Genomic DNA, 23,978 nt, shown 5'->3' with positions numbered 1-23,978 from the left:
GGTATTTTTTGATAATTAATTGAACGCCATCAATCAGAGTTAACAAATTGGCATCATTTCGGCATTATTCGAACGTACTACCCAATTGCAGATAGAAGACGTCATTGCCCCCCTCCGCCATGCCGTAGCCGAGGAACACAGGGCCGAGGAAGCTCTCCACCCCGACATAAAGCGACCCGGCGGTAAACGAGCTCTCCAGACTGATATCCTCCCCCTTGTTCCAGACCCCGCCCTGCTCCAGAGATCCGCCCAGATAGAGCGGCATCTTGAGGGCACCGAAGTCATTGTCTGCCACCCGATAGATGTAACGCAGGCCACCAAACAGGCTGTAGCGACCGCTCAGCTGGTAGCGCTGGAAACCTGAGAGGCGGAACAGCCCGCCCAGATCCTGAATATGCAGTGGCACCACCTCTTCACTGCCCGAGCCACCCCCTTCGAGGATCAGGTTGAGGCTGTGCCTGTCCCATGACCAGGGCTTGATCATGGAGAGTTGATAATTCCAGCCTTCACTGCGGCCATCTGCCGACTCGAGTCCATCCACACTGACGTGGGAGTGGCCCAGTTTCATATCCCACTTCACCCCCTGATAGGGGAAATAGCGGCTATCCAGATTGTCGTGTTCAAAGCGGACATAGGGGCCCCACGCCGTGGCATCCCCTTGCAGCTCTTTGAAGTTTTTGATCTCGATACTGCCCGTCTGCCCTTCCAGCCCCATAGACAGGCGGCTCCAGGGCTGACGATTCCAGCCGACCGCCAGATCGGCGCTGAAGAAGGAGTACTCGGTATCGAGATAGGTAAATATCGGTTCGTCCGGATCCGGATTAAAGAGGCTTCTCTGGGTCTGGTCATAGGCCAGGCTCGCCTCGCCATAGAAGGTCTGGGAGGGCTCCAGCGGTGTATAGAAGTCGGTCTTGATATGTTTGGCCGTGCCCAGTGATGCCTCGGTCAACCACTCGGCCCCCCACTCGTTGACGTTGGTGAGGGTGTAGGACATGCCGACGTTGTAGTTGGAGGTATTCTCGAAGTCATCGGTGAAACCGAACTGGAAGTTGAGGTAACCAGGCCCCCAGTTCTTCTCGCTGGCATCCACTACCAGCACGTTCTCCCCATCGCGCTCCTCCACTTCATAGGTGATGCGGTCAAACGACTCCAGCGCATAGAGGCGGCGAATGCCAGCCTCCAGACTCTCGTTGGTCTGGATCTTGTCCGGCCGAACCTTCAGCATGGCGTGCACCGTCTCGTCGGAGAGGCGCGACTTGTTGATGATCTCCACCTTGTCGATGAAGTAGGCGGGTTGACCACTTCGCTCGGCACGGCGGCTCAGCTTCTGGTTGCGATAGGCGTTGTACTGCGCCTTGGTGAGCGACAGCTTATCGAGTTGCAGCGACGCCTTGTACGCCGCCGCCTCACCCATTTTGATCCCCTCCGGCATGCGGGCAAAGTCGGCGATCCCCATATCGCCAAACTCGGGAGCGATCAGTATGTCTTTCGGCCCCATCAGCGCCTTCTGCTTGTCGGTACCCACCTGGGTCATGTAGGTGGTGAGCTGGTCGATCATCGCCAACCCTGACTTGAGTGATTCACGGGTACGCAGCTTGGCACCGATATCCACCGCGATCACCACGTCGGCCCCCATTGCCTTGGCGACATCCACCGGCATGTTGTTGACGCTGCCGCCGTCCGCCAGGATGTGCCCCTCCCACTCCACCGGCTTGAGGGCACCGGGAATGGACATGGAGGCCTGCATTGCCTTGGCCAGGCTGCCGTGATCCAGCACAAAGGGGGTGACCGTCTCCATGTCGGTCGCCATGGCGCGGTAGGGAATGGGGAGATCGTCGAAGCTCTCCTGTACCGGCAGGTTGGAGGTGGCCCCCCGCAGCAGGCTGGCCATGGATTGGCCCTGGAAAAAACCGTCCGGCAGCTGGGTGGTGTCGCCATTCACCCCGATATCGGTGCGCAGCTGATACTGCTCGTTCTGCTGCTTTTTACGCAACGACAGCTCGTCGCGGCCCACCTTGTCCTGATAGCCCTTGTTCCAGTCGATGGCCAGGGTAGTGCGCTCCACCTCCTCGGCACTGAGCCCCATGGCGTACATCCCCGCCACATAAGAGCCCATGCTGGTGCCGACTATGATGTCGACCGGAATCCGTTTCTGCTCCAGCACCTTGAGGATGCCGATATGGGCCGATCCCTTGGCGCCGCCGCCGCTGAGCACCACCGCAATTTTCGGGCGCTCCCCCTGTGCCGCCACAGCCAGCAGTGGGCAGGCCGCCAGCATCACCAAAAGCAGACGGGTCCATCCCGCACCTAAGCTGCGCATCATATTTTCCATATTATTCAGAGGGTCAGTCACCAAGGATGGCCTCTACTATAAGGGGCCCGGCAGTTAGCGCAACCGTCAATCCGCATCCCGCCTGTGCTGCATGGCGAAGGGGCACGCCGCCGCCCCTGTGAGCGCAAACGTAATCCGCAAATAAAGGGCTGCAAGCCTCATGGGTAGCGCCGCGCTGCCGCTAATATGAGCGTCGTCAATCTCAACCTTTTGAGCACCTTTATGCTGGCAACCCTCACTCTTAAACAGAAAATACTGGCCACGGTCACCCTGGCCGTGGTCGTCTCCTGCCTGCTGGTAGGCTACTTCAGCCAACGCTCGGCCCAGCAACTGATCGAAAACCGGATGTTCGAGCAGGAGCTCCCCAACCTGACCCAGCGGATCAGCAAGGAGATTGAACAGGATCTCCACGGCATCGCCCAGGCCGCCCGCCAACTGGCCACCGACCGCTTCATCCTCGACTGGGTGGATCGGGGCATGCCCAAAGAGCAGGAGCCAATCCTCATCAACCAGCTCAAGGATGTGGCCAACCAGTATGGTCTGGTGACTGCCTCCTTCGCCGATCGCCAGAGTGCCGCCTACTACAACCAGGATGGCTTTCTGCGCAACCTGACCCCCACGCAAGATGCCTGGTTCTATGACTACACCAAGAGCCAGAAGGAGATGACCCTCAGCATCTTCCGCGAGAGCAACGGCGAGGTGAAGCTGTTCGTCAACTTCCAGCAGCTCAACGGGCGCGGGCTGGCCGGCTTTGCCAAATCCCTCGACACCATGGTGACCATGGTCTCCAACTTCCGGCTGGAAGAGAGCGGCATCGTCTTTATGGTCGATGGCAGCGGCAAGGTGAAGCTGCACCCCGAGGCCAACCGCATCGAGCGTGACACGCTTGGCAACATTGCCAGCGGTGATACCGGCAGCCTGCTGGCCAAACGTCCCTTTGCCGTTATCAACGCCGAAGTCAATGGCGAGCCCATGGTACTGGCCAGTAGCTATATCCCGCTGCTCGACTGGTATCTGGTGGCCCAGGTGCCAGAAGCCGAGATCTATGCCGAGCTGGATCAGACCCGCAACGAGATCCTGATGATCTCGCTGGTGATTGCGCTGGTCATGGGGCTGATGGGGATGCTGCTGGCAGGTTCGGTCAGCCGCCCGCTCAACGAGCTGGCCCGCCTGTTCAAGGAGCTGGGCAGCGGCGATGGGGATCTCACCCAGCGCCTCAAGGTGGAAGGACGTGACGAACTGAGTCAGGTCGCCACCGGCTTCAACAACTTCGTCGCCAAGATCCACGGCTCCATCGAGCAGGTGGCGGAGAACTCCCGCCAGCTCGCGGCCACCGCCAACGAGGTGGCCAACAAGGCGCAGCTGACCCAGCACAACTGTACTGCCCAGCGCGATCGCACCGTGCAGGTGGCCACCGCTATCCACGAAATGGGGGCCACGGTGAGCGAGATCGCCGGTAACGCTTCGCTGGCAGCCGAAGTAGCCAGACAGGCCAACGATCAGGCCGATGCAGGGGCAGTAGTGGTAGCGCAGGCGCGCCACGGCATCGTCGACCTCTCCGGCGAGATTGAGCAGGTGGCAGGGGTTATCGAGTCGCTGGCGAGCCAGACCGACTCCATCGGCAGCATCCTCGAAACCATCCGCAGCATCTCGGAGCAGACCAACCTGCTGGCATTGAACGCTGCTATCGAGGCCGCTCGTGCCGGTGAACAGGGTCGCGGTTTCGCCGTGGTAGCAGATGAAGTGCGTAACCTCGCCAACCGCTCCGCCGCCTCGACCGCCGAGATCCAGGGGATGATCAACCGCTTGCAGGAGCAGAGTGCCCGCGCGGTCAGCGCCATGGCGCAGGGGCGCAACCAGAGTCTGGAGGTAGTGAGCCAGGCCGATGAGGCCAACGCAGCCCTCGGACAGATCACCGCGCACATCACCCAGATCAACGACATGAATATCCAGGTCGCCACCGCCACCGAGGAGCAGTCCAGCGTGGTCGGCGAGATCAACCGCAACGTGGAAGATATCAACCAGCTCACCATGGAGACCGCCGATATCGCCCACCAGCTGACCGAATCGAGCCGCAGCCTGCAGCAGCTCTCCGGTCAGCTGGACAAGCTGGTTGGCAACTTCCGGTTGTAGTCTGCATCCCACTTATGAAGACTCACCAGAGGGCGCTGCGGCGCCCTCTGTCATAGCCACGGCAAACGGTGACGCATGGCCATTCAACCGCCGTTATGCGGCTCTCGAAATGCCTCATAATCAGGGAAATATGAGGAGGAGTTATGGGCAAACTGATAGTGATGGTGTTGCTGGGAGGAGTGCTCAGCGCCTGCAGCAACGGGCCGGTGCGGGTACACGGGGCGGATGTGAGCGTCGATGACACCCGCATTCGAGTCTCGGATGGCAGCAGTGGCGGCTATGGCACCTTCTGCCCGCCCGGTCAGGCCAAAAAGGGGCGTTGCTAACCTCTGCGCCAAATCCCAAAAACAAAAAGCCGCTCATTCGAGCGGCTCTTTCATGAAGCTGGCAGAAGATTACTTTTTCTTCTTGGCCTTGGCGTTCGGCAGGTCGGTGATGGAGCCTTCGAACACTTCGGCAGCCAGACCCACGGACTCGTGCAGAGTCGGGTGAGCGTGGATGGTCAGCGCGATGTCTTCGGCGTCCGCACCCATTTCGATGGCCAGACCGATTTCACCCAGCAGTTCACCGCCGTTGGTACCCACGATGGCACCACCGATGACGCGGCCGCTCTCCTTGTCGAAGATCAGCTTGGTCATGCCGTCGGAGCAGTCGGACGCAATGGCGCGGCCGGAAGCAGCCCACGGGAAGGTGGCGACTTCGAAGTTCAGACCCTGTTGCTTGGCTTCCTTCTCGGTCAGACCAACCCATGCCATCTCTGGCTCGGTATAGGCGATGGACGGGATCACTTTCGGGTCGAAGTAGTGCTTCTTGCCGGCGATCACTTCGGCGGCAACGTGACCTTCGTGAACACCTTTGTGTGCCAGCATCGGCTGACCCACGATGTCACCGATGGCGTGGATGTGGGCCACGTTGGTACGCAGCTGCTTGTCCACCTCGATGAAACCGCGCTCGGTCACGGCAACGCCTGCCTTCTCGGCATCCAGCATCTTGCCGTTCGGCACACGGCCTACGGCAACCAGCACGTTGTCGTAACGAACCGGCTCGGCCGGGGCGTGCTTGCCTTCGTAGGAGACGTACAGGCCGTCTTCGCGCGCTTCAACTGCGGTGACCTTGGTCTCCAGCATGATGTTGAATTTCTTGGCCACACGCTTGGTATAGATCTTGACGATGTCTTTGTCGGCAGCCGGAACCAGCTGGTCGGCAAATTCCACCACGTCGATCTCGGAACCCAGAGAGGAGTAAACGGTACCCATCTCCAGACCGATGATGCCGCCACCGATAACCAGCAGTTTGCCAGGAACGGTTTTCAGCTCCAGCGCATCGGTAGAGTCCCATACGCGCGGGTCATCGTGGGGAATGAACGGCAGCTTCACCGGACGGGAACCGGCCGCGATGATGGCGTTGTCGAAGGTCACGGTAGTCTTGCCGTCGGCACCTTCAACTTCCAGGGTGTTCGGGCCGGTAAATTTACCCAAGCCGTTAACAACCTGAACTTTACGCATCTTGGCCATGCCAGCCAGACCGCCGGTCAGCTGGTTGATAACCTTCTCTTTCCACAGACGGATCTTGTCGATGTCGGTCTGCGGGGCACCGAAGACAATGCCGTGCTCGGCCAGCGCCTTGGCTTCTTCAATCACTTTGGCAACGTGCAGCAGCGCCTTGGAGGGGATGCAGCCCACGTTCAGGCAGACGCCACCCAGGGTGGAGTAACGCTCGACGATAATAGTATCCAGACCCAGATCGGCTGCACGGAAAGCAGCGGAATAACCGGCAGGGCCAGCACCCAGTACTACGACCTGGGTTTTGATTTCTTTACTCATCATGACCTCTTTGTCGTTCTTATATCCCCGGACAGCGCAGTCTTATACCGAAACGGGTGGCTGCAGCCGTGAAAAAAACGGGGCAAGTTTACGATCATGTTAATGAAATGAGAAGTAAAAAGGGCAGGCTCTGGGCCCGCCCTCTCACTTACAGGACCAGTCGACGAATGTCGGACAGCACGCTGTTCATGGTGGTGATGAAGCGAGCCCCATCGGCACCATCGATCACGCGGTGGTCGTAGCTCAGAGCCAGCGGCAGCATCAGGCGCGGCGCGAACTCTTTGCCGTTCCACTTCGGCTTCATCTCGGACTTGGAAACACCGAGGATGGCCACTTCCGGCGCGTTGACGATCGGGGTAAAGCTGGTACCGCCGATGCCACCCAGGCTGGAGATGGTGAAGCAACCGCCCTGCATGTCGGCAGCGGTCAGCTTGCCGGCACGGGCCTTCTTGGAGATCTCGGCCAGATCGCGAGACAGCTCCATGATGCCCTTCTTGTTAACATCGCGCACCACGGGCACAACCAGACCGTTGGGGGTATCTACCGCCACACCGATGTGGATGTACTTCTTCATGATCAGCTTGCTGCCATCTTCGGACAGGGAGCTGCAGAAGCGCGGGTGAGCTTCCAGCGCCTTGGCGGCGGCTTTCAGGATGAACACCAGCGGGGTGATCTTCACGTCAGCCTTCTGCTTCTCGAGCATCGCGTTCTGCTCTTTGCGGAACGCTTCCAGCTCGGTGGTATCGGCTTCGTCGAACTGGGTGACATGAGGGATCATGACCCAGTTGCGGTGCAGGTTCGGACCGGAGATCTTCTGGATCCGAGTCAGCTCGACCTCTTCCACATCACCGAACTTGCTGAAGTCTACTTTCGGCCACGGCAGTACGCCCAGACCGTTGCCACCGGCTACGCCGGCAGAGGCAGGAGCGGACTCGGCACGCTTGATGGCATCCTTCACGTAGGCTTGCACGTCTTCTTTGACGATGCGGCCCTTGCGACCGGAGGCCTTCACCTTGGCCAGGTTGACGCCAAACTCGCGCGCCAGACGGCGTACCGCCGGAGAGGCGTGTACATAAGCGTCGTTGGCAACGAAATCGGTCGCAGCGGCAGCAGCCTGAGCAACCGGAGCCGGAGCAGCGGCAACAGGGGCTGCAGCGACCGGGGCGGCAGCTTGAGCAACCGGCGCGGCGGCAGGAGCAGCGCCAGCCACTTCGAATACCATGATCAGGGAACCGGTGGAGACCTTGTCACCCGCCTTCACCTTGATCTCTTTGACCACACCGGCGAACGGCGCAGGCACTTCCATGGAGGCCTTGTCACCTTCCACGGCGATCAGGGACTGGTCAGCTTCAACCTTGTCACCCACGGCAACCATGATCTCGGTGACTTCCACTTCGTCGCCACCGATATCCGGTACATTGACCTCTTTGGCAGCGGCGGCAACCGGGGCAGCAGCCACGGGCGCGGCAGCTTGAGCCGGAGCAGCAACGGCAGCAGGCGCAGCGCCAGCCACTTCAAATACCATCACCAGAGAACCGGTAGAGACCTTGGCACCAGCGGCAACCTTGATCTCGACCACGCGACCGGCAAACGGCGCTGGCACTTCCATGGAGGCCTTGTCACCTTCCACGGCAATGATGGACTGGTCGGCTTCAACCATGTCGCCCACGGCAACCATGATCTCGGTCACGTCCACTTCGTCGTCACCGATGTCCGGCACGTGCACATCTTTGCGCACGGCAGCGGCAGGAGCAGCGGCAGCCGGTGCAGCCACTTCAGCAGGGGCGGCAGCGCCTTCGGCTTCGAAGATCATGATCTGGGAACCGGTGGCAACCTTGTCGCCTACCTTGATCAGGATCTCTTTGACGATACCGGCAGACGGGGCCGGTACTTCCATGGAGGCCTTGTCGCCTTCTACCGCGATGATGGACTGGTCCAGCTCGACCTTGTCACCCACGGCCACCATGATCTCGGTGACTTCAACTTCATCGGCGCCGATATCCGGCACCATAATCTGTTTGGACATTGTGCTTTATCCTCTTGCGTCGATCCGCGTGACTGGCTGATGCCGCCACGCACATCTCGCGTTAACCGTTTTAAATCCTGGCAGGGTCACGCCGCATGACGGCGCGACCCTTGATCCACTTACGCGTACAGCGGGTTGACCTTGTCGGCATCGATGCCGTACTTGGCGATGGCGTCGGCCACAACCTGCTTGTCTACCTCGCCGCGCTTGGCCAGTTCGGTCAGAGCAGCAACCACCACGTAGAACTCGTTCACTTCGAAGTGACGACGCAGGTTGGCACGGCTGTCGGAACGGCCGTAGCCGTCGGTACCCAGCACGCGGTAGTTCTCGGTCGGAACGAAGGCGCGAACCTGATCGGCGAAGGACTTCATGTAGTCGGTCGCAGCGATGGTGGCTTCGGAACCCAGTACCTGAGCGATGTAGGGAACACGCGCTTCAGAGGTCGGGTGCAGCATGTTCCAGCGATCCGCGTCCTGACCGTCACGGGCCAGCTCGTTGAAGGAGGTGACGCTGAACACGTCGGAACCGATGCCGTACTCGCTGGCCAGGATCTGGGCAGCCTTGCGCACGTGCCCCAGGATGGAACCACAACCCAGCAGCTGAACTTTCGCCTTGGCACCGGCGACGGATTCCAGCTTGTAGATACCCTTGCGGATGCCTTCCTCGGCGCCTTCCGGCATGGCCGGCATGGCGTAGTTCTCGTTCAGGGTGGTGATGTAGTAGAACACGTTCTCCGGGTTCTCACCGTACATGCGGCGCAGGCCGTCCTGTACTATCACCGCCACTTCATAGGCATAGGACGGGTCGTAGGAGATGCAGTTCGGGATGGTGTTCGCCAGGATGTGGCTGTGACCATCTTCGTGCTGCAGACCTTCGCCGTTCAGGGTAGTACGACCGGAGGTTGCACCCAGCAGGAAGCCACGGGCTTGCTGGTCACCGGCTGCCCACGCCATGTCGCCGATCCGCTGGAAGCCGAACATGGAGTAGTAGATGTAGAACGGGATCATCGGGCAATCGTTGGTGCTGTAAGAGGTCGCAGCAGCCAGCCAGGAGGACATGGCGCCCAGCTCATTGATACCGTCTTGCAGAACCTGACCCTGCTTGTCTTCCTTGTAGTAGGAGACGATGTCGCGGTCTTGCGGGGTGTACTGCTGACCGTGCGGGCTGTAGATACCGATCTGGCGGAACAGACCTTCCATACCGAAGGTACGGGCTTCGTCAGCGAGGATCGGCACGATGCGCTTGCCGATGGACTTGTCTTTCAGCATCACGTTCAGGGAACGCACGAACGCCATGGTGGTGGAGATTTCGCGCGCTTGCTCGCCCAACAGCGGGCCGAAGGCATCCAGCGCCGGGATTTCCAGCTTGGTGGTGCTTTCGCGCAGACGGGTCGGCAGATAGCCTTTCAGGGCTGCACGACGAGCATGCAGGTACTTGTGCTCTTCACTGCCCTCTTCGATCTTCAGGTACGGCAGATCGGCCAGCTGCTCGTCGGCCACCGGCAGGTTGAAGCGGTCACGCAGGTGACGCACGGAGTCCAGCTCCATCTTCTTGACCTGGTGAGCGATGTTCTTGCCTTCAGCCGCTTCACCCATGCCGTAACCCTTGATGGTCTTGGCCAGAATAACGGTCGGCTTGCCCTTGGTCTGGGTCGCCTTGTTGAATGCGGCGAACAGTTTGCGAGGATCGTGACCACCGCGGTTCAGAGCGAAGATCTCCTCGTCGGTCATGTCTTTGACCAGCGCGGCAGTTTCCGGATAACGGTTGAAGAAGTGCTCGCGGATGTAGCCACCGTCGCGGGACTTCATGGTCTGGTAGTCACCGTCCACGGTCTCGTTCATCAGCTGGATCAGCTTGCCAGAAGTATCCTTGCGCAGCAACTCATCCCACTTGCGACCCCAGATCACCTTGGTCACGTCCCAACCGGCGCCAGCGAACAGGCCTTCCAGCTCGTTGATGACCTTGCCGTTACCGACAACCGGACCATCCAGACGCTGCAGGTTGCAGTTAACCACAAACACCAGGTTGTCGAGCTTTTCACGCACGGCAACAGTCAGGGCACCTTTGGCTTCCGGCTCGTCCATCTCGCCGTCACCCAGGAAGGCGTAAACGGTCTGCTCGGAGCAATCCTTGATGCCACGGTCGGTCAGGTACTTCAGGAAGCGAGCCTGATAGATGGCGGCGATGGGGCCCAGACCCATGGAGACGGTCGGGAACTGCCAGAAGTCCGGCATCAGTTTCGGGTGCGGATAGGAAGGCAGACCCTTGCCGTCCACTTCCTGACGGAAGTTGTCCAGCTGCTCTTCGGTCAGACGACCCTCAGCAAAGGCGCGAGCATAGATGCCCGGGGAAATGTGACCCTGGAAGTAGACCAGATCGCCACCATCCTTCTCGTTGCGAGCACGGAAGAAGTGGTTGAAGCAGACATCATAGATGGTCGCAGAAGAAGCGAAGGAAGACATGTGACCACCCAGGTCCAGGTCTTTCTTGGACGCGCGCAGCACGATCATCATGGCGTTCCAGCGGATGATGGCGCGAATGCGGCGTTCCATCTCCAGGTCACCCGGGTAGTCCGGCTCATCGCTGGACGGGATGGTGTTGATGTAATCGCGATTTGCCTTGGCAGCCACGTCCACACCGCTTGCGCGGGCTTTCTCGGCCAACTGTTCAAGGATGAACTGAGCGCGTTGCGGACCCTCTTCACGCAGCAGGGATTCCAGAGAGGCAAGCCACTCCAGCGTTTCTATCGGGTCCACATCGTTCTTCAGGATATCAGACATGGCTGGTTCCTATGTTGTTGTGATTGCACGGCATTGCACGGCGAAGGGCGCAAGCATTCGACAATAAAGCCTTGTGGGATTAGTTTTCCTGCTGACGGATCCGACGCATGGATCGCTGGATCCGGCTGTCTTCCCTCTGCATATCCAACAAGGTGTCCTCGATAAAGGCCAGATGCTCATGACAAGCTGTTCTGGCCCGCTCCGGAGCCCCCGAAAGAATAGCCTCGATCAGATTCGCGCGATGGCGACGTATCTTGGCTACCACTCCCGGGCGGCGATTCAAAATCTCGTTATTCTGCAGAATGTTCTGTTCGAGCATCGGGCTCATGGCCCGCAGCAGGTGCAGCAGCACCACGTTGTGGGACGCCTCGGCCACCGCCAGATAGAACTGGGTGACGGCTGCCGATTCGGCCACCAGCGAGCCCAGCTGGCCCGCCTCTTCGATAGTGGTTTGCACCTGACGAATACGCTCGAAATCAGACCCGGTTCCCCGCAAGGCCGCGTAGTAGGCACAGATGCCTTCCAGCGCGTGGCGAAACTCCAGCAGGTCATACTGGGCTTCCGGGTGGGTACTGAGCAGTTCGAACAGAGGATCGGCGATCCCCTTGCTCAGGGCATTCTGCACATAAGTGCCGCCGCCCTGACGGCGATAAAGCAATCCGCGCGCTTCCAGTCGCTGGATGGCTTCGCGCAGGGAGGGGCGCGATACCTGAAACTGGATGGCGAGTTCCCGCTCGGGAGGCAATTTCTGTCCCGGCTGCAGGCTGCCTTCCAGAATCATCTGTTCCAGCTCGGCGACAATGGAGTCGGCCAACTTGGGTTGCGTAATCTTGCGATAGGGCATGAGGCTACTTTGTTAAATTGGTATTACCAATTTTATGGATGGGGCGAAAATTAGCAGAGGCCTTTTGAAAAGTCCACTCAAAAGATGATCTGAGTCAAGAATCAGCCCTGCCACTTAAGAGGTAAAGCAGGGGAAACATGATTTAGCTCATAGAAAATGGTCTGACCAATATTCTTGACTTCGCTCACAAATAACATTTGCGCAACCAGAGACAAAAATGGCCTGCCAGATAGGCAAGCCATTGATTTTAAAATCCAAACTAAATTTGAATGTTTACTTTAGCTGTTTAGTAGTTGCCGGTAGTAATCCCACTGGAAACTGGCTCCGGGATCCGTCTTGCGCCCTGGCGCGATATCGCAATGGCCGACAATTTTTTCGTGGGTGATGGCCGGATAGCGCTCCGAAATAGCTCGAGTGAGCCCTGCCAATGCCCGGTATTGAGCCTCGGTATAGGGGGTTTCGTCAGTCCCTTCCAGCTCGATGCCAATGGAGAAGTCATTGCATGCCTCCCTTCCCAGCCAGCTCGATACTCCCGCATGCCAGGCACGCTCGCCGAACGGCACATACTGCACCAGCTCGCCATCACGGCGGATCAGGCAATGAGCCGAGACCCGCAGCTGATGGATACCGGCAAAATAGGGGTGAGCCTCCGGGTCGAGTCGTCCCATAAAGAGATCGTCGATAAAGGGACCGCCAAACTCCCCAGGCGGCAGGCTGATGCCATGAACCACCAGCAGGGAGATGTCATCCGGCGCTGCCCGTTCGTTGTGATGGGGAGAAGGCACCCGGCGCGCCTGCTGGCACCAGCCAGCGGCATCGATAGAGAAACAAGGTTGCGAAGGGAGTTGAGTCATCGGCTACTCGAGTTGGCTGCTAAATGGCGAAAAAACGAAGATACCTGATAGGCAACCCGACACCAACTCACTGAATCAACGGGAAATGGTATGTTAGGCTGAGTCATCTTCCGCTCGATATGGATGGGGTATGCAGCACACGGCACGCTGGATGTGGTTACTGGCCTGGCTCTCTTTGATGGGCCTGCTGACCCTCTATTTTCACTCCCGCAACCAACCGAGCGTCACCGCCAGCGGCGAGCTGTTGCTGCGGGCCGACCAGAGTGGCCACTATCGTCTGGAGGGTGCCATCAACGGCCAACCGGTGCAACTGCTGCTCGATACCGGCGCTACACGCATCACCATCCCGCAACAGGTTGCCGAGCGCCTCGGCCTGACAGCTTATGGCAGCAGCCAGGTCAATACCGCTGCGGGGCAGATCCGGGTCGGCAACGGCACCATCGAAACGCTGGCGATGGGGCCATTGACCTTGTACGATCTGGCCATCTTTATCAATCCGGCGGCAGACGGTGACGAAGTGCTGGTTGGCATGAACGCCCTCGGTCGGCTGGAGCTGGTTCAAAAGGAGCGGCAACTGCTGCTCAGACCCTTGCAGGAATAAGGCATGTTTCAACAGGATGTCAGCCGCGCCGTGCGCGCCGCACTACTCGAAGATCTGGGCGATGCCCTCACCACGCTGGACCAACCGGACGCCAGTGCCGATATCACCGCCCAGCTGATCCCGGCGGATCGGATGGCCAGCGCCCGGGTCATCACCCGTGAGGCCGGTGTGTTCTGCGGCCAGCCATGGGTGGATGAAGTGTTCGTACAACTCGGCGGCGACGTGAAGGTGGAGTGGAAGGTGCAGGATGGGGAGGTGCTCTCCCCCAATCAGGAGCTGTTCCGCCTCCACGGCCCTGCCCGCCTGCTGCTGACCGGCGAGCGCAATGCGCTGAACTTTGTCCAGACCCTCTCAGGCGTCGCCACCCTCACCGCTCGCTATGTGGCAGAGCTGGAGGGCACCGACTGCCGACTGCTCGACACCCGCAAGACCATCCCCGGGCTGCGCACCGCCCAGAAGTACGCGGTTACCTGCGGCGGCGGCAAGAATCACCGCATCGGCCTCTACGACGCCTATCTCATCAAAGAGAACCATATCCTCGCCTGTGGCGGCATCGCCGAGGCAATTAGCGAGGCTCGTCGGCTCAATCCGGGCAAACCGGTGGAGGTGGAAGTGGAATCACTGGCAGAACTGGAACAGGCGCTGGCGGCAAAGGCCGATATCGTGATGCTCGACAACTTCGACGTGACCATGATGCGGGAAGCGGTCGCCATCAATCAGGGCCGCGCCAAGCTGGAGGTCTCCGGCAATGTGACGCTGGATACTCTGGCCGAGTTTGCCGCCACCGGCGTCGATTTTATCTCTGTCGGGGCGCTCACCAAGCATGTACGGGCACTCGATCTCTCCATGCGCTTTATCCAACCGTGAGACGCCCCCCAAAGGCTTGAGCAAACACTCGATATAACCGGACAAACAACTTGCAAAAGGCGCCAGAGGCGCCTTTTCTTTATGCAGGATCCCTCGGCAAAGGAGTGTACAGACGGACCCTAATCCGGCCACAGAAAGAGTCATAGGAGGCCACTTCTTTTATGACACGCATCAAGTTTTTGCTAAATGAAAGAAGTGTGATTAACAAAATGGACAATCTCTGTTGCCACCCCTGACAGCTCGGATAAGATACTGACGTGCAGATGATTTTCCACCGGCACTTCCCAGGAACCAAGGATAAAAGGATATTTTCCATGAACAGTAAAATGAAGAAACAATCAGGCTTTACCCTTATTGAATTGATGATCGTGGTCGCGATCGTGGCCATTCTGGCCGCCGTCGCGCTGCCGGCGTATCAGACCTACACAACCAAAGCTCGTTTTACCGAAGTGGTATCTGCTACCGGAGCTTACAAAACAGCAATTGAGATCTGTGCCCAAACAACTGGTGCAGCAGATGGAACCCTGAGTACTTGTGATGCGGGTACAAATGGGGTACCTGCGAACGTATCGGCAGCCAATGGAAATGTTGCAACCATTACAGTTAGTGACACAACCAATGCGATAACCGCAACAGCTGTTGGCACCTCGGCGGCCCCCGTAAACGGCCTTAAAGGTGAAACCTACATTCTTGTTCCAACTGTAGCTTCCGGAAAAATTAACTGGGCTGCAAACCCCAGCGGGTCTGTTGGTACATGCGTAGCAGCTGGTATCTGCTAATAACTAATGACCTCTAGCCCTAATAGCGGCCTGGCGTTAAGCCTGGCCGCCTCTTCACTGATCAGTGAAGAGGATTCCCAGCGCTATCTGAGCCAGGCCAAGGCCCAGCGCAAACCCTTTGTGACCTTTCTGATTGAAAACGACATCCTCGACAGCAAAGCGCTCGCCGATTTTTGCGAGCTGGAGTATGGGGTACCTCTGCTGGATCTTGCCGCCTTCGATTTGGCCGAGATCCCGCAGAAGTACCTCAATCAGAAACTGATTGAGAAGCACCACGTCCTGCCCATCTATACCCAGGGCCACACCCTCTATATCGCCATGTCGGATCCGACCAATGTGTCGGCCCTTGAGGACTTCGGCTTCAGCTTCGGGCTCCATACCGAGGCGCTGCTGGTGGAGGAGAACAAGCTCACCGCCGCCATCGGCAAGCTGCTGGAGAGCGAAAACGACGCCCTCGGCATGGAGGATATCGACGAGGCCGAGATCTCCGACCTCGAGGTAAGCGACGAGAGCAGCCGGCTCGACGAGAGCGTCAATACCGCCGATGACGATGCCCCCATCGTCAAGTACATCAACAAGATCCTGATGGATGCCATCAAGCGCGGCGCCTCCGACCTGCACTTCGAGCCTTACGAATTCAAGTATCGGGTGCGCTTTCGCATCGACGGGATTCTGCACGAAATCGCTACCCCGCCAGTCAATCTGGCCAACCGCTTCTCTGCCCGCCTCAAGGTGATGGCGCGGCTCGATATCGCCGAGCGGCGGCTGCCGCAGGATGGCCGCATCAAATTGAAGCTGTCGCGCAACAAGTCGATGGATATGCGGGTCAACACCCTGCCCACCATGTGGGGGGAGAAGATCGTTATCCGTCTGCTCGACTCCTCGGCGGCCCGCCTCAATATCGAGCAGCTTGGCTTTGACGACCGCCAGAAGGCACAGTACCTGCGCGCCCTCTCGAAACCGCAGGGGATGATACTGGTCACCGGCCCCACCGGCTCGGGCAAGACGGTCTCGCTCTATACTGGCCTCAATATTCTCAACACCACCGAGGTAAACATCTCCACCGCCGAAGATCCGGTGGAGATCAACCTGCCGGGCGTCAATCAGGTGCAGGTCAACCCCAAGGCGGGGCTCACCTTCGCCAGCGCCCTGCGCTCCTTCTTGCGGCAAGATCCGGATGTGGTGATGGTGGGGGAGATACGGGATCTCGAAACCGCCGAGATCGCCATCAAGGCGGCCCAGACCGGCCACTTGGTGCTCTCGACCCTGCATACCAACTCGGCTGCCGAAACCCTGACCCGGATGATGAACATGGGGGTGCCCGCCTTCAATATCGCCTCTTCGGTCACCCTGATCATGGCCCAACGGCTGGCCCGCAAGCTGTGTGACCACTGCAAGGCGCCGGAGGTGGTGCCGGAAGCCGAGCTGCTGGAGCTGGGTTTTACCCCGCAGCAGCTGGCAGCCGGCTTGCGACTGTTCAAACCGGTTGGTTGCAAGGAGTGTTCCGGTGGCTACAAGGGGCGAGTCGGCATCTACGAAATCATGCTAATGTCGGAAAATATCGCAAAATTGATCATGCAGGGGGCCAACTCCCTGCAAATTGCGGCGATTGCCCAGAAAGAGGGCATGCGCACCCTGCGCACCTCGGGACTGGAGAAGGCACGGCTCGGTGTCACCAGCCTGGCCGAGGTCAACCGGGTCACCACCAATTAAACCTCGCCAAGATGCGAGCAAGATGATCTACCAGCAAGCGACCAGATGGTGCCAAGCCGTTTGAGGATATTTATCAGGTCAGATGGTTCAGGGGCTCCCTGACCATCCGCCCAATTGCAGGATGCAAAGATGGCAACCCTAACGAAAAAGAACAACACCCCGAAAAAAGTCTTCGCCTTCCGCTGGCACGGGGTCAATCGCAAGGGGCAGAAGGTCTCCGGCGAGCTGCAGGCTGACAGCATCAATACCGTCAAGGCGGAGCTGCGCAAGCAGGGGGTAAACGTCACCAAGGTGGCCAAAAAATCCCAGGGGCTCTTCTCCAAGGGCGGCGCCAAGATCAAGCCGATGGATATCGCGATTATCTCCCGCCAGATCACCACCATGCTCTCCGCTGGCGTACCGCTGGTGCAAAGCCTGCAGATCATCGCCCGCAGCCACGAGAAAGCCGCCATGCGCGAGCTGATGGGTGAGATCGCCTCCGATGTTGAGACCGGGACCCCCATGTCGGAGGCGTTGCGCCGCCATCCCCGCCATTTTGACGATCTCTACTGCGATCTGGTTGAGGCGGGGGAGCAATCCGGTGCGCTGGAGACCATCTACGACCGTATCGCCACCTATCGGGAAAAGTCGGAAGCGCTCAAGTCGAAGATCAAGAAGGCCATGTTCTATCCCACCATGGTTATTCTGGTGGCCATAGTGGTGACTTCCATCCTGCTGCTGTTCGTCATCCCCCAGTTCGAGGATATCTTCAAGAGCTTTGGCGCCGAGCTGCCGGTGTTCACCCAGTTTGTCATCGGTATCTCACGCTTTATGCAGAACTGGTGGTATGTCTTCTTCGGCGGAGCTGCGCTCGCCATTTTCCTCTATGTACGCGCCTGGCGCGCCTCCCAGAAGGTAAGGGACAATACCGACAAGTTTGTGCTCACCATCCCGGTGGTCGGTATGATCCTGCACAAGGCGGCCATGGCCCGCTTTGCCCGCACACTCTCAACCACTTTCTCGGCCGGTATCCCGCTGGTGGATGCACTCATCTCGGCGGCCGGTGCCTCCGGCAACTATGTCTATCGCACCGCCGTTATGGCCATTCGCAACGAGGTGGTGGCCGGTATGCAGATCAACGTGGCAATGCGCACCGTCGATCTCTTCCCGGACATGGTGATCCAGATGGTGATGATCGGCGAGGAGTCCGGTGCCATTGATGATATGCTCTCCAAGGTTGCCACCATCTTCGAGCAAGAGGTGGACGACCTGGTCGATGGCCTTACCAGCCTGCTGGAACCCCTCATCATGGTGGTGCTCGGGGTGCTGGTCGGCGGCATGGTTATCGCCATGTACCTGCCCATTTTCAAACTTGGCGACGTGGTGGGTTGATTCATCAGGGCATGGAGCCAAAGCCATGCCCTTCACTCATTCAATAACTGACGGTTGGTTATGACACTTCTTCTCGAGCTGGCTCACGGCTTGCCATGGATCTTTTTTTCGCTGGTTTTTCTCTTCTCCCTGATGATCGGCAGCTTCCTTAACGTAGTGATCCACCGCCTGCCCATCATGCTGGAGCGAGAGTGGCAGGCCGAGTATCGCAGCTACTTCTCCCCCGACGAAGAGGCCATCGCACCAGAGCGCTACAACCTGATGGTACCGCGCTCCGCATGTCCTCACTGTGGTCACCCCATTACCGCCATCGAGAACATTCCGCTGATGAGCTGGCTCTGGCTCAAGGGGCGTTGCCGCGACTGTCAGGCGCCCATCTCGGCCCGCTATCCGCTGGTAGAGCTGATAACAGCCCTGCTCTCGGTGGCCGTTGCCATGGTCATAACGCCGGGCTGGGGCACACTGGCCGCCCTGCTGCTGACTTGGGTATTGGTGGCCCTCACCTTTATCGATCTCGACAAGATGTTGCTGCCAGATCAGCTCACCCTGCCCCTGCTGTGGGGCGGTCTGCTGTTCAATCTGGCAGGTGGCTTCGTACCGCTGGCGGATGCCGTGATTGGCGCCATGGTCGGCTATCTGGTGCTCTGGAGCCTCTACTGGGCCTTCAAGCTGCTCACCGGCAAGGAGGGGATGGGCTATGGCGACTTCAAGCTGCTGGCAGCGCTGGGTGCCTGGCTCGGCTGGCAGGCGCTGCCGATCATATTGCTGCTCTCATCCCTGGTCGGCGCCGTGATCGGCATCAGCCTGATCGCCTTGCACAAACACCATCAGGGCAAGCCCATCCCCTTCGGCCCCTACCTCGCCATCGCGGGCTGGATTGCCCTGCTGTGGGGCGATACCATCACCAACTGGTATCTCTCTACCCTGCTTTGAGCAAGAGGCCCCCCATGTATGTAGTTGCTATTACCGGTGGTATCGGCAGTGGCAAGACCACCATCGCCAATCAGTTTGCCGAACTGGGTATCGAGGTGGTGGATGCCGATGTGATCGCCCGCGAGGTCGTAGAGCCGGGCACCCCGGCCCTTGCCACCATCGCCGACCATTTTGGCCCGGATGTGATTGAGCCGAGCGGTCAACTCGACCGTCGCACCCTGCGCGAGCGGGTCTTCAGCGACCCGCAGGCCAAGGAGTGGCTCAATGCACTGCTCCATCCGCTGATTCGCAGTGAAATGCTGCGCCAGTGTGCCGCAGCCAGTTCTCCTTACTGCCTGCTGGTGGTGCCGCTGCTGGTGGAGAACAAACTCACCGGCCTCGCCGACCGGGTGCTGGTGATCGATGTGGACGAAGCGACCCAGATTGAGCGCACCTGCCGTCGTGATGGCGTCAGCACCGAGCAGGCCAGAGCCATCATCGCAGCACAAGCCAGCCGGAAAGAACGGCTAGCTGCGGCGGATGATGTCATCGAGAACGCCAATGGCAGCGAAATGGCGATAAAAACGCGGATTTTGGCACTGCACGAGACATATCTGGCATTTGCCTCTCAACAAGGCCGCCAAGTGTGAGTACACTAGGCCGGTTTATGGCTGGCCAGGATTAGGCATGATTTACGATTTCCCCCTCAATGAAAAAAGCCGGACCTATCTTCGTCTGGAGTCCCTGTTTTCCCAGATCCGCGACAATCTGGAGAGTGAACAATCCTGGGCACATATCGCCTTCTTCAAGGGGCTGTTCGATCTGCAGGAGTTGCTGGAGCGTGGTGACCTGCGCGCCGACCTCATCAAGGATCTGGAGCGTCTCGGCCAGCGTCTGAGCCACTGGGCCAGCCTGCCCGATGTCGATCTGGAGCAGATCAAACTGATGCAGCAAGAGAGCAGCCAGCTCTCCCGCAACCTGCTCAATTCGCCACGCCCGGGTGCCCGCCTGAAAGAGGATCGTCTGCTCGGCTCCATCCGCCAGCGCTTCTCCATCCCGGGTGGTCTGTGTGCCTTCGATGTGCCGCAGCTGCACCACTGGCTCGGCACCCCGGCCATCACCCGTCACCAGCAGATGCAGGGCTGGCTGAGCGATATTAACCTGCTGATGAATGCCATCACGCTCCTGCTGCGCCTGTGGCGTGAATCAGGCAGCTTCAGTGAGCAGGTTGCCAGCAACGGTTTCTTCCAGGACACCGCCGAGAGCGCCGAGCTGATCCGCATCAAGCTGCCGGGCAATCTGTTCTGCTACCCGACTCTGAGCGGCCACAAGAACCGCTTCGCCCTGCGCTTTCTGCCCACCGCAGAACAGCCGATTGGCGACGTGCCGTTCCAGCTCGCCTGCTGCTAAGGAGGGCTTATGGTCACCAAGGTAAAGTGTCCGACCTGTCAGAGTGAAGTGGAATGGGGCCCGCAGAGCCCGTTCCGCCCCTTCTGCAGCAAGCGCTGCCAGCTGATCGATCTCGGCGAATGGGCCGATGAAGAGAAGCGGATCCCGGGGGAGATCAACCCAGATCTGCTGCCGGAACCGGAAGAGGGCGATCAGTGGCTATAAGCCCCAGATCACCTACCTCCGCAATATCAAAAAAGGGCCGATTGGCCCTTTTTTGATGTTGGTTGATTACTACCGGCTCAAGCCAGCAGACCCTGTAGCCGCGCTACAATCGGGCCATTGGCATCGGGGAAGTGGTAGTTGTGCAGCTCGGCCACCGGCACCCACAGACACTCCTGCCCCTCTTTGCCGAACGGCTCACCGCTGAAACGGGTCACCTTCCAGATATCCAGCAATACCTGCTTCTCGGGGTAGTCGTGCTGCAGTTCCATAAAGGGGGCACAGTCCAAAACCCGAATACCGATCTCTTCCCACAGCTCCCGATCCAGCGCAGTCAGCAGATCCTCACCGGACTCCACCTTGCCACCGGGAAACTCCCAGCGATCCCCCTGATGACGATCGGAGGAGCGTCTGGCGATGAAGATATCGCCCCGTTCATTCTCGATGACGCCAACCGCCACCCAGATCCGTTTTTTCTGTTCCATCAATTACCTCTGTTCGCTTGTTGCCACCAATAACAAGGCGGGCACTTGGCCCGCCTGTTATGGCATAGCGTCGATCAGGTCAACTGGCCGTGGCAGTGCTTGTACTTCTTGCCGGAGCCGCACGGGCAGGGATCGTTGCGACCGACCTTCTGCTCGTCACGTACGAAGGTGGTGTGACCCTCTTCGCCTGCGGCCTGTTCATCGGCCAGCTGGCTCTCGGCAGCGGCGTGGGTATAGGTGCGGGGAGCGGCTTCCGCCTGCTGGCGCTGCTGCTCTTCCATCGCTTCCACATCGCGCTCCTGCACCTGAACACGGCTCAGGATGCTGACCACGTCGCGCTTGAGGGTTTCCAGCATCTGGGTAAACAGATCGAAGGATTCGCGCTTGTACTCCTGCTTGGGGTTCTTCTGGGCGTAACCGCGCAGATGAATGCCCTGACGCAGGTGATCCATGGCCGCCAGATGCTCTTTCCAGAGGCCATCCAGGGTTTGCAGCATCACCGCTTTCTCGAAGTTGCGCAGCACCTCTTTGCCAACCAGCTCCTCCTTGTGGGCATAGAGCTTGGTGGCTTCGTCCAGAATGCGCTCACGCAGCTTCTCTTCGTACAGCTTGTCATCTTCTGCCAGCCACTGTTGCAGCGGCAGATCCAGCGCGAAGTCCGCCTTCAGGCGTGCTTCCAGACCCGGCACGTCCCACATCTCTTCCAGAGACTGGGGCGGGATGTATTCGTCGATCACCGCGCCGTAGACGTCGTCACGGATAACGTGGATGGTATCGGAGATGTCGTTGGTATCCAGCAGCTCGTTGCGCTGCTCGTAGACCACCTTGCGCTGGTCGTTGGCAACGTCATCAAACTCCAGCAAGCTCTTGCGGATGTCGAAGTTGCGACCTTCCACCTTGCGCTGGGCGTTTTCGATCGCCTTGGTGACCCACGGGTGCTCGATGGCTTCGCCCTCTTCCATGCCCAGCTTCTTCATCATGCCGGTCACGCGATCGGAGGCGAAGATCCGCATCAGGGTATCTTCCATGGAGAGGTAGAAACGGGAAGAGCCCGGGTCACCCTGACGACCGGAACGGCCGCGCAGCTGGTTATCGATACGACGGGATTCGTGACGCTCGGTGCCGATAATGTGCAGACCACCGGCGGCCAGCACCGCATCGTGACGCACCTGCCAGGCGGCTTTCAGCTCGGCAATCTGCTCGCTGGTCGGGTTCTCCAGCTTGGCAATCTCTGCCTGCCAGTTACCGCCCAACACGATGTCGGTACCACGACCGGCCATGTTGGTGGCGATGGTGACCGCGCCTGTCTGACCGGCCTGGGCAACGATCTCCGCTTCCATGGCGTGGAACTTGGCGTTCAGCACCTTGTGCGGGATCTTCTCTTTGGTCAGGATGCCGGAGAGCAGCTCGGAGTTCTCGATAGAGACGGTACCGACCAGTACAGGCTGGCCCTTGGCCACACACTGACGGATATCTTCGATGATGGCGGCATACTTCTCGTTGGCGGTCAGGTAGACCAGATCGCCCATGTCCTTGCGCACCATCGGCTTATTGGTCGGGATAACCACGGTATCCAGGCCATAAATCTGCTGGAATTCAAAGGCTTCGGTATCCGCAGTACCGGTCATGCCCGCCAGCTTGTTGTAGAGACGGAAGTAGTTCTGGAAGGTGATGGATGCCAGCGTCTGGTTCTCGTTCTGGATCTTCACCCCTTCCTTCGCTTCAACGGCCTGATGCAGACCATCAGACCAGCGACGACCCGGCATGGTACGACCGGTGTGCTCATCGACGATGACGATTTCGTCTTTCTGGACGATGTAGTCGACGTTGCGCTCGAACAGGGTGTGAGCACGCAGACCCGCATTGACGTGGTGCAGCAGGCTGATGTTGGAGGCGGAGAACAGGGAGTCGTTCTCGTCCAGCAGCCCCTCTTTCTTGAGCAGCTCTTCCACGAAGATCTGACCGTTTTCGGTCAGCAGGGCCTGACGGTTCTTCTCGTCCACCGTGTAGTGACCGTCACCGGTGTACTCTTCGGTATCTTCCTTGTCTTGCTTGACCAGCAGCGGGATCAGCTTGTTGACGCGAATATAGAGCTCGGAGCTGTCTTCGGCCGGGCCGGAGATGATGAGCGGAGTCCGGGCTTCATCGATAAGCACCGAGTCCACCTCATCCACCAGCGCGTAGTTGAGCGGACGCTGTACGCGCTGCTCCGGCGAGAATGCCATGTTGTCGCGCAGGTAGTCGAAACCGAATTCGTTGTTGGTACCGTAGGTGATGTCGGCGGCGTAGGCGTCACGCTTCTGGGACGCATCCATACCGGGCACGTTGCAGTCGACGGTCATGCCGAGGAAGGCGAACAGCGGGCGGTTAGCCTCCGCATCACGCTTGGCCAAATAGTCGTTTACCGTTACCACGTGCACACCACGGCCGCTCAGGGCGTTCAGATAAGCTGGCAAAGTCGCCGTAAGAGTCTTACCTTCACCGGTTTTCATTTCCGCGATACGGTTGGAGTTCAGCACCATGCCGCCGATCAGCTGCACGTCGAAGTGACGCATGCCGAACACCCGCTTGGAGGCTTCACGCACGGTCGCGAACGCTTCCGGCAGCAACTGCTCCAGGGTCTCACCCTGCTCGATACGCTGACGATATTCAGCCGTTTTGGCCTGCAACTCGGCATCGGAAAGAGCCTCGAACTGCGGCTCCATGGCATTGATCTGTTTTACAATTTTGCGCAAAGCCTTGAGCGTTCTGTCGTTCCGGCTGCCGATAATCTTGGTAAGCAGTGTGCTAATCATGGGTACCAACTATTTCTGGTTATAAAAGCGTTCCGTCACTGGAACCTGAAGA

Annotated in this window: 19 protein-coding genes; 11 read left to right on the top strand and 8 right to left on the bottom strand. The window is 59.1% G+C overall.

Translation table 11 applies throughout. The features are described from left to right. Positions 1–64: 64 nt before the first annotated feature. Complete coding sequence (locus G5193_RS17830; protein ID WP_407959346.1) at positions 65–2,320, bottom strand: patatin-like phospholipase family protein; 2,256 nt, start codon at positions 2,318–2,320, stop codon at positions 65–67. 234 nt (positions 2,321–2,554) lie between these two features. Between G5193_RS17830 and G5193_RS17825 the strand changes: the two genes are divergently transcribed. Then, entirely contained in the window at positions 2,555–4,465 is a 1,911-nt protein-coding gene (locus G5193_RS17825) for a methyl-accepting chemotaxis protein (RefSeq protein ID WP_128834314.1), read from the top strand. Positions 4,466–4,608: 143 nt separating this feature from the next. Then, a complete protein-coding gene (locus G5193_RS17820) occupies positions 4,609–4,791 on the top strand; it encodes a hypothetical protein (RefSeq protein ID WP_128834316.1) in 183 nt (60 codons plus the stop codon). A gap of 69 nt (positions 4,792–4,860) precedes the next feature. Here the strand turns inward: G5193_RS17820 and lpdA are convergent, their stop codons facing one another. From lpdA to ampD, 5 genes are all read right to left on the bottom strand, one after another. After that, positions 4,861–6,288: a dihydrolipoyl dehydrogenase gene (lpdA, locus tag G5193_RS17815; RefSeq protein WP_005336123.1), complete on the bottom strand. Its 1,428-nt coding sequence runs from the start codon at positions 6,286–6,288 to the stop codon at positions 4,861–4,863. 148 nt (positions 6,289–6,436) lie between these two features. Then, positions 6,437–8,314, bottom strand: coding sequence for a pyruvate dehydrogenase complex dihydrolipoyllysine-residue acetyltransferase (gene aceF, locus G5193_RS17810; RefSeq protein WP_421206685.1), 1,878 nt, complete (start codon positions 8,312–8,314; stop codon positions 6,437–6,439). A 119-nt stretch (positions 8,315–8,433) separates the two neighbouring features. After that, positions 8,434–11,094 carry a pyruvate dehydrogenase (acetyl-transferring), homodimeric type gene (aceE, locus tag G5193_RS17805; RefSeq protein WP_270905385.1) on the bottom strand — a complete coding sequence of 887 codons (2,661 nt, stop codon included), beginning with the start codon at positions 11,092–11,094 and terminating at the stop codon, positions 8,434–8,436. A gap of 79 nt (positions 11,095–11,173) precedes the next feature. Then, a complete protein-coding gene (pdhR, locus tag G5193_RS17800; RefSeq protein WP_005336127.1) occupies positions 11,174–11,938 on the bottom strand; it encodes a pyruvate dehydrogenase complex transcriptional repressor PdhR in 765 nt (254 codons plus the stop codon). Positions 11,939–12,216: 278 nt separating this feature from the next. Next, complete coding sequence (gene ampD, locus G5193_RS17795) at positions 12,217–12,792, bottom strand: 1,6-anhydro-N-acetylmuramyl-L-alanine amidase AmpD (RefSeq protein WP_374810653.1); 576 nt, start codon at positions 12,790–12,792, stop codon at positions 12,217–12,219. A 130-nt stretch (positions 12,793–12,922) separates the two neighbouring features. Here ampD and G5193_RS17790 point away from each other — a divergent pair, with 130 nt between their 5' ends. From G5193_RS17790 to yacG, 9 genes are all read left to right on the top strand, one after another. Further along, positions 12,923–13,393 (top strand): retropepsin-like aspartic protease family protein, encoded by a 471-nt coding sequence (locus G5193_RS17790; protein WP_005336129.1) that lies wholly within the window; start codon positions 12,923–12,925, stop codon positions 13,391–13,393. A 3-nt stretch (positions 13,394–13,396) separates the two neighbouring features. Next, a complete protein-coding gene (nadC, locus tag G5193_RS17785) occupies positions 13,397–14,260 on the top strand; it encodes a carboxylating nicotinate-nucleotide diphosphorylase (RefSeq protein WP_421206682.1) in 864 nt (287 codons plus the stop codon). A gap of 314 nt (positions 14,261–14,574) precedes the next feature. After that, positions 14,575–15,039, top strand: a complete 465-nt coding sequence (gene tapA, locus G5193_RS17780; RefSeq protein ID WP_421206680.1) for a type IVa pilus major pilin TapA — start codon at positions 14,575–14,577, stop codon at positions 15,037–15,039. A gap of 6 nt (positions 15,040–15,045) precedes the next feature. Next, entirely contained in the window at positions 15,046–16,752 is a 1,707-nt protein-coding gene (gene tapB / locus G5193_RS17775) for a PilB family type IVa pilus assembly ATPase TapB (RefSeq protein WP_216952199.1), read from the top strand. A 129-nt stretch (positions 16,753–16,881) separates the two neighbouring features. After that, the gene (locus tag G5193_RS17770; protein ID WP_227341827.1) at positions 16,882–18,123 is read left to right on the top strand and encodes a type II secretion system F family protein; all 1,242 of its coding nucleotides are present in this window, start codon (positions 16,882–16,884) and stop codon (positions 18,121–18,123) included. 60 nt (positions 18,124–18,183) lie between these two features. Beyond that, positions 18,184–19,056, top strand: coding sequence for a prepilin peptidase (locus G5193_RS17765; protein ID WP_227341826.1), 873 nt, complete (start codon positions 18,184–18,186; stop codon positions 19,054–19,056). Positions 19,057–19,070: 14 nt separating this feature from the next. Beyond that, positions 19,071–19,685: a dephospho-CoA kinase gene (gene coaE, locus G5193_RS17760; protein ID WP_421206678.1), complete on the top strand. Its 615-nt coding sequence runs from the start codon at positions 19,071–19,073 to the stop codon at positions 19,683–19,685. Positions 19,686–19,722: 37 nt separating this feature from the next. Further along, positions 19,723–20,445 (top strand): cell division protein ZapD, encoded by a 723-nt coding sequence (gene zapD, locus G5193_RS17755; protein ID WP_005336141.1) that lies wholly within the window; start codon positions 19,723–19,725, stop codon positions 20,443–20,445. Between the two features lie 9 nt (positions 20,446–20,454). Then, complete coding sequence (gene yacG, locus G5193_RS17750) at positions 20,455–20,649, top strand: DNA gyrase inhibitor YacG (protein ID WP_005336142.1); 195 nt, start codon at positions 20,455–20,457, stop codon at positions 20,647–20,649. A 77-nt stretch (positions 20,650–20,726) separates the two neighbouring features. Here the strand turns inward: yacG and mutT are convergent, their stop codons facing one another. Next, positions 20,727–21,131 (bottom strand): 8-oxo-dGTP diphosphatase MutT, encoded by a 405-nt coding sequence (mutT, locus tag G5193_RS17745; protein WP_019444787.1) that lies wholly within the window; start codon positions 21,129–21,131, stop codon positions 20,727–20,729. A gap of 74 nt (positions 21,132–21,205) precedes the next feature. Then, positions 21,206–23,926 carry a preprotein translocase subunit SecA gene (secA, locus tag G5193_RS17740; protein WP_267528810.1) on the bottom strand — a complete coding sequence of 907 codons (2,721 nt, stop codon included), beginning with the start codon at positions 23,924–23,926 and terminating at the stop codon, positions 21,206–21,208. Positions 23,927–23,978 lie beyond the last annotated feature (52 nt).

Origin of the sequence: Aeromonas sp. 601027 (genome assembly GCF_049174455.1) — a bacterium.
Lineage (GTDB): Bacteria > Pseudomonadota > Gammaproteobacteria > Enterobacterales > Aeromonadaceae > Aeromonas > Aeromonas veronii_A.
This window is presented reverse-complemented; position numbering and strand designations above follow the sequence as displayed.

Bases quoted from the DNA above. Each gene is read 5' to 3' on its own strand.
- secA (WP_267528810.1), bottom strand. From the start codon at position 23,926: ATGATTAGCACACTGCTTACCAAGATTATCGGCAGCCGGAACGACAGA.
- G5193_RS17820 (WP_128834316.1), top strand. From the start codon at position 4,609: ATGGGCAAACTGATAGTGATGGTGTTGCTGGGAGGAGTGCTCAGCGCC.
- pdhR (WP_005336127.1), bottom strand. From the start codon at position 11,938: ATGCCCTATCGCAAGATTACGCAACCCAAGTTGGCCGACTCCATTGTC.
- nadC (WP_421206682.1), top strand. From the start codon at position 13,397: ATGTTTCAACAGGATGTCAGCCGCGCCGTGCGCGCCGCACTACTCGAA.
- coaE (WP_421206678.1), top strand. From the start codon at position 19,071: ATGTATGTAGTTGCTATTACCGGTGGTATCGGCAGTGGCAAGACCACC.
- zapD (WP_005336141.1), top strand. From the start codon at position 19,723: ATGATTTACGATTTCCCCCTCAATGAAAAAAGCCGGACCTATCTTCGT.
- G5193_RS17825 (WP_128834314.1), top strand. From the start codon at position 2,555: ATGCTGGCAACCCTCACTCTTAAACAGAAAATACTGGCCACGGTCACC.
- G5193_RS17790 (WP_005336129.1), top strand. From the start codon at position 12,923: ATGCAGCACACGGCACGCTGGATGTGGTTACTGGCCTGGCTCTCTTTG.
- tapA (WP_421206680.1), top strand. From the start codon at position 14,575: ATGAACAGTAAAATGAAGAAACAATCAGGCTTTACCCTTATTGAATTG.
- ampD (WP_374810653.1), bottom strand. From the start codon at position 12,792: ATGACTCAACTCCCTTCGCAACCTTGTTTCTCTATCGATGCCGCTGGC.
- lpdA (WP_005336123.1), bottom strand. From the start codon at position 6,288: ATGAGTAAAGAAATCAAAACCCAGGTCGTAGTACTGGGTGCTGGCCCT.
- yacG (WP_005336142.1), top strand. From the start codon at position 20,455: ATGGTCACCAAGGTAAAGTGTCCGACCTGTCAGAGTGAAGTGGAATGG.
- G5193_RS17765 (WP_227341826.1), top strand. From the start codon at position 18,184: ATGACACTTCTTCTCGAGCTGGCTCACGGCTTGCCATGGATCTTTTTT.
- aceF (WP_421206685.1), bottom strand. From the start codon at position 8,314: ATGTCCAAACAGATTATGGTGCCGGATATCGGCGCCGATGAAGTTGAA.
- G5193_RS17770 (WP_227341827.1), top strand. From the start codon at position 16,882: ATGGCAACCCTAACGAAAAAGAACAACACCCCGAAAAAAGTCTTCGCC.
- tapB (WP_216952199.1), top strand. From the start codon at position 15,046: ATGACCTCTAGCCCTAATAGCGGCCTGGCGTTAAGCCTGGCCGCCTCT.
- G5193_RS17830 (WP_407959346.1), bottom strand. From the start codon at position 2,320: ATGCGCAGCTTAGGTGCGGGATGGACCCGTCTGCTTTTGGTGATGCTG.
- aceE (WP_270905385.1), bottom strand. From the start codon at position 11,094: ATGTCTGATATCCTGAAGAACGATGTGGACCCGATAGAAACGCTGGAG.
- mutT (WP_019444787.1), bottom strand. From the start codon at position 21,131: ATGGAACAGAAAAAACGGATCTGGGTGGCGGTTGGCGTCATCGAGAAT.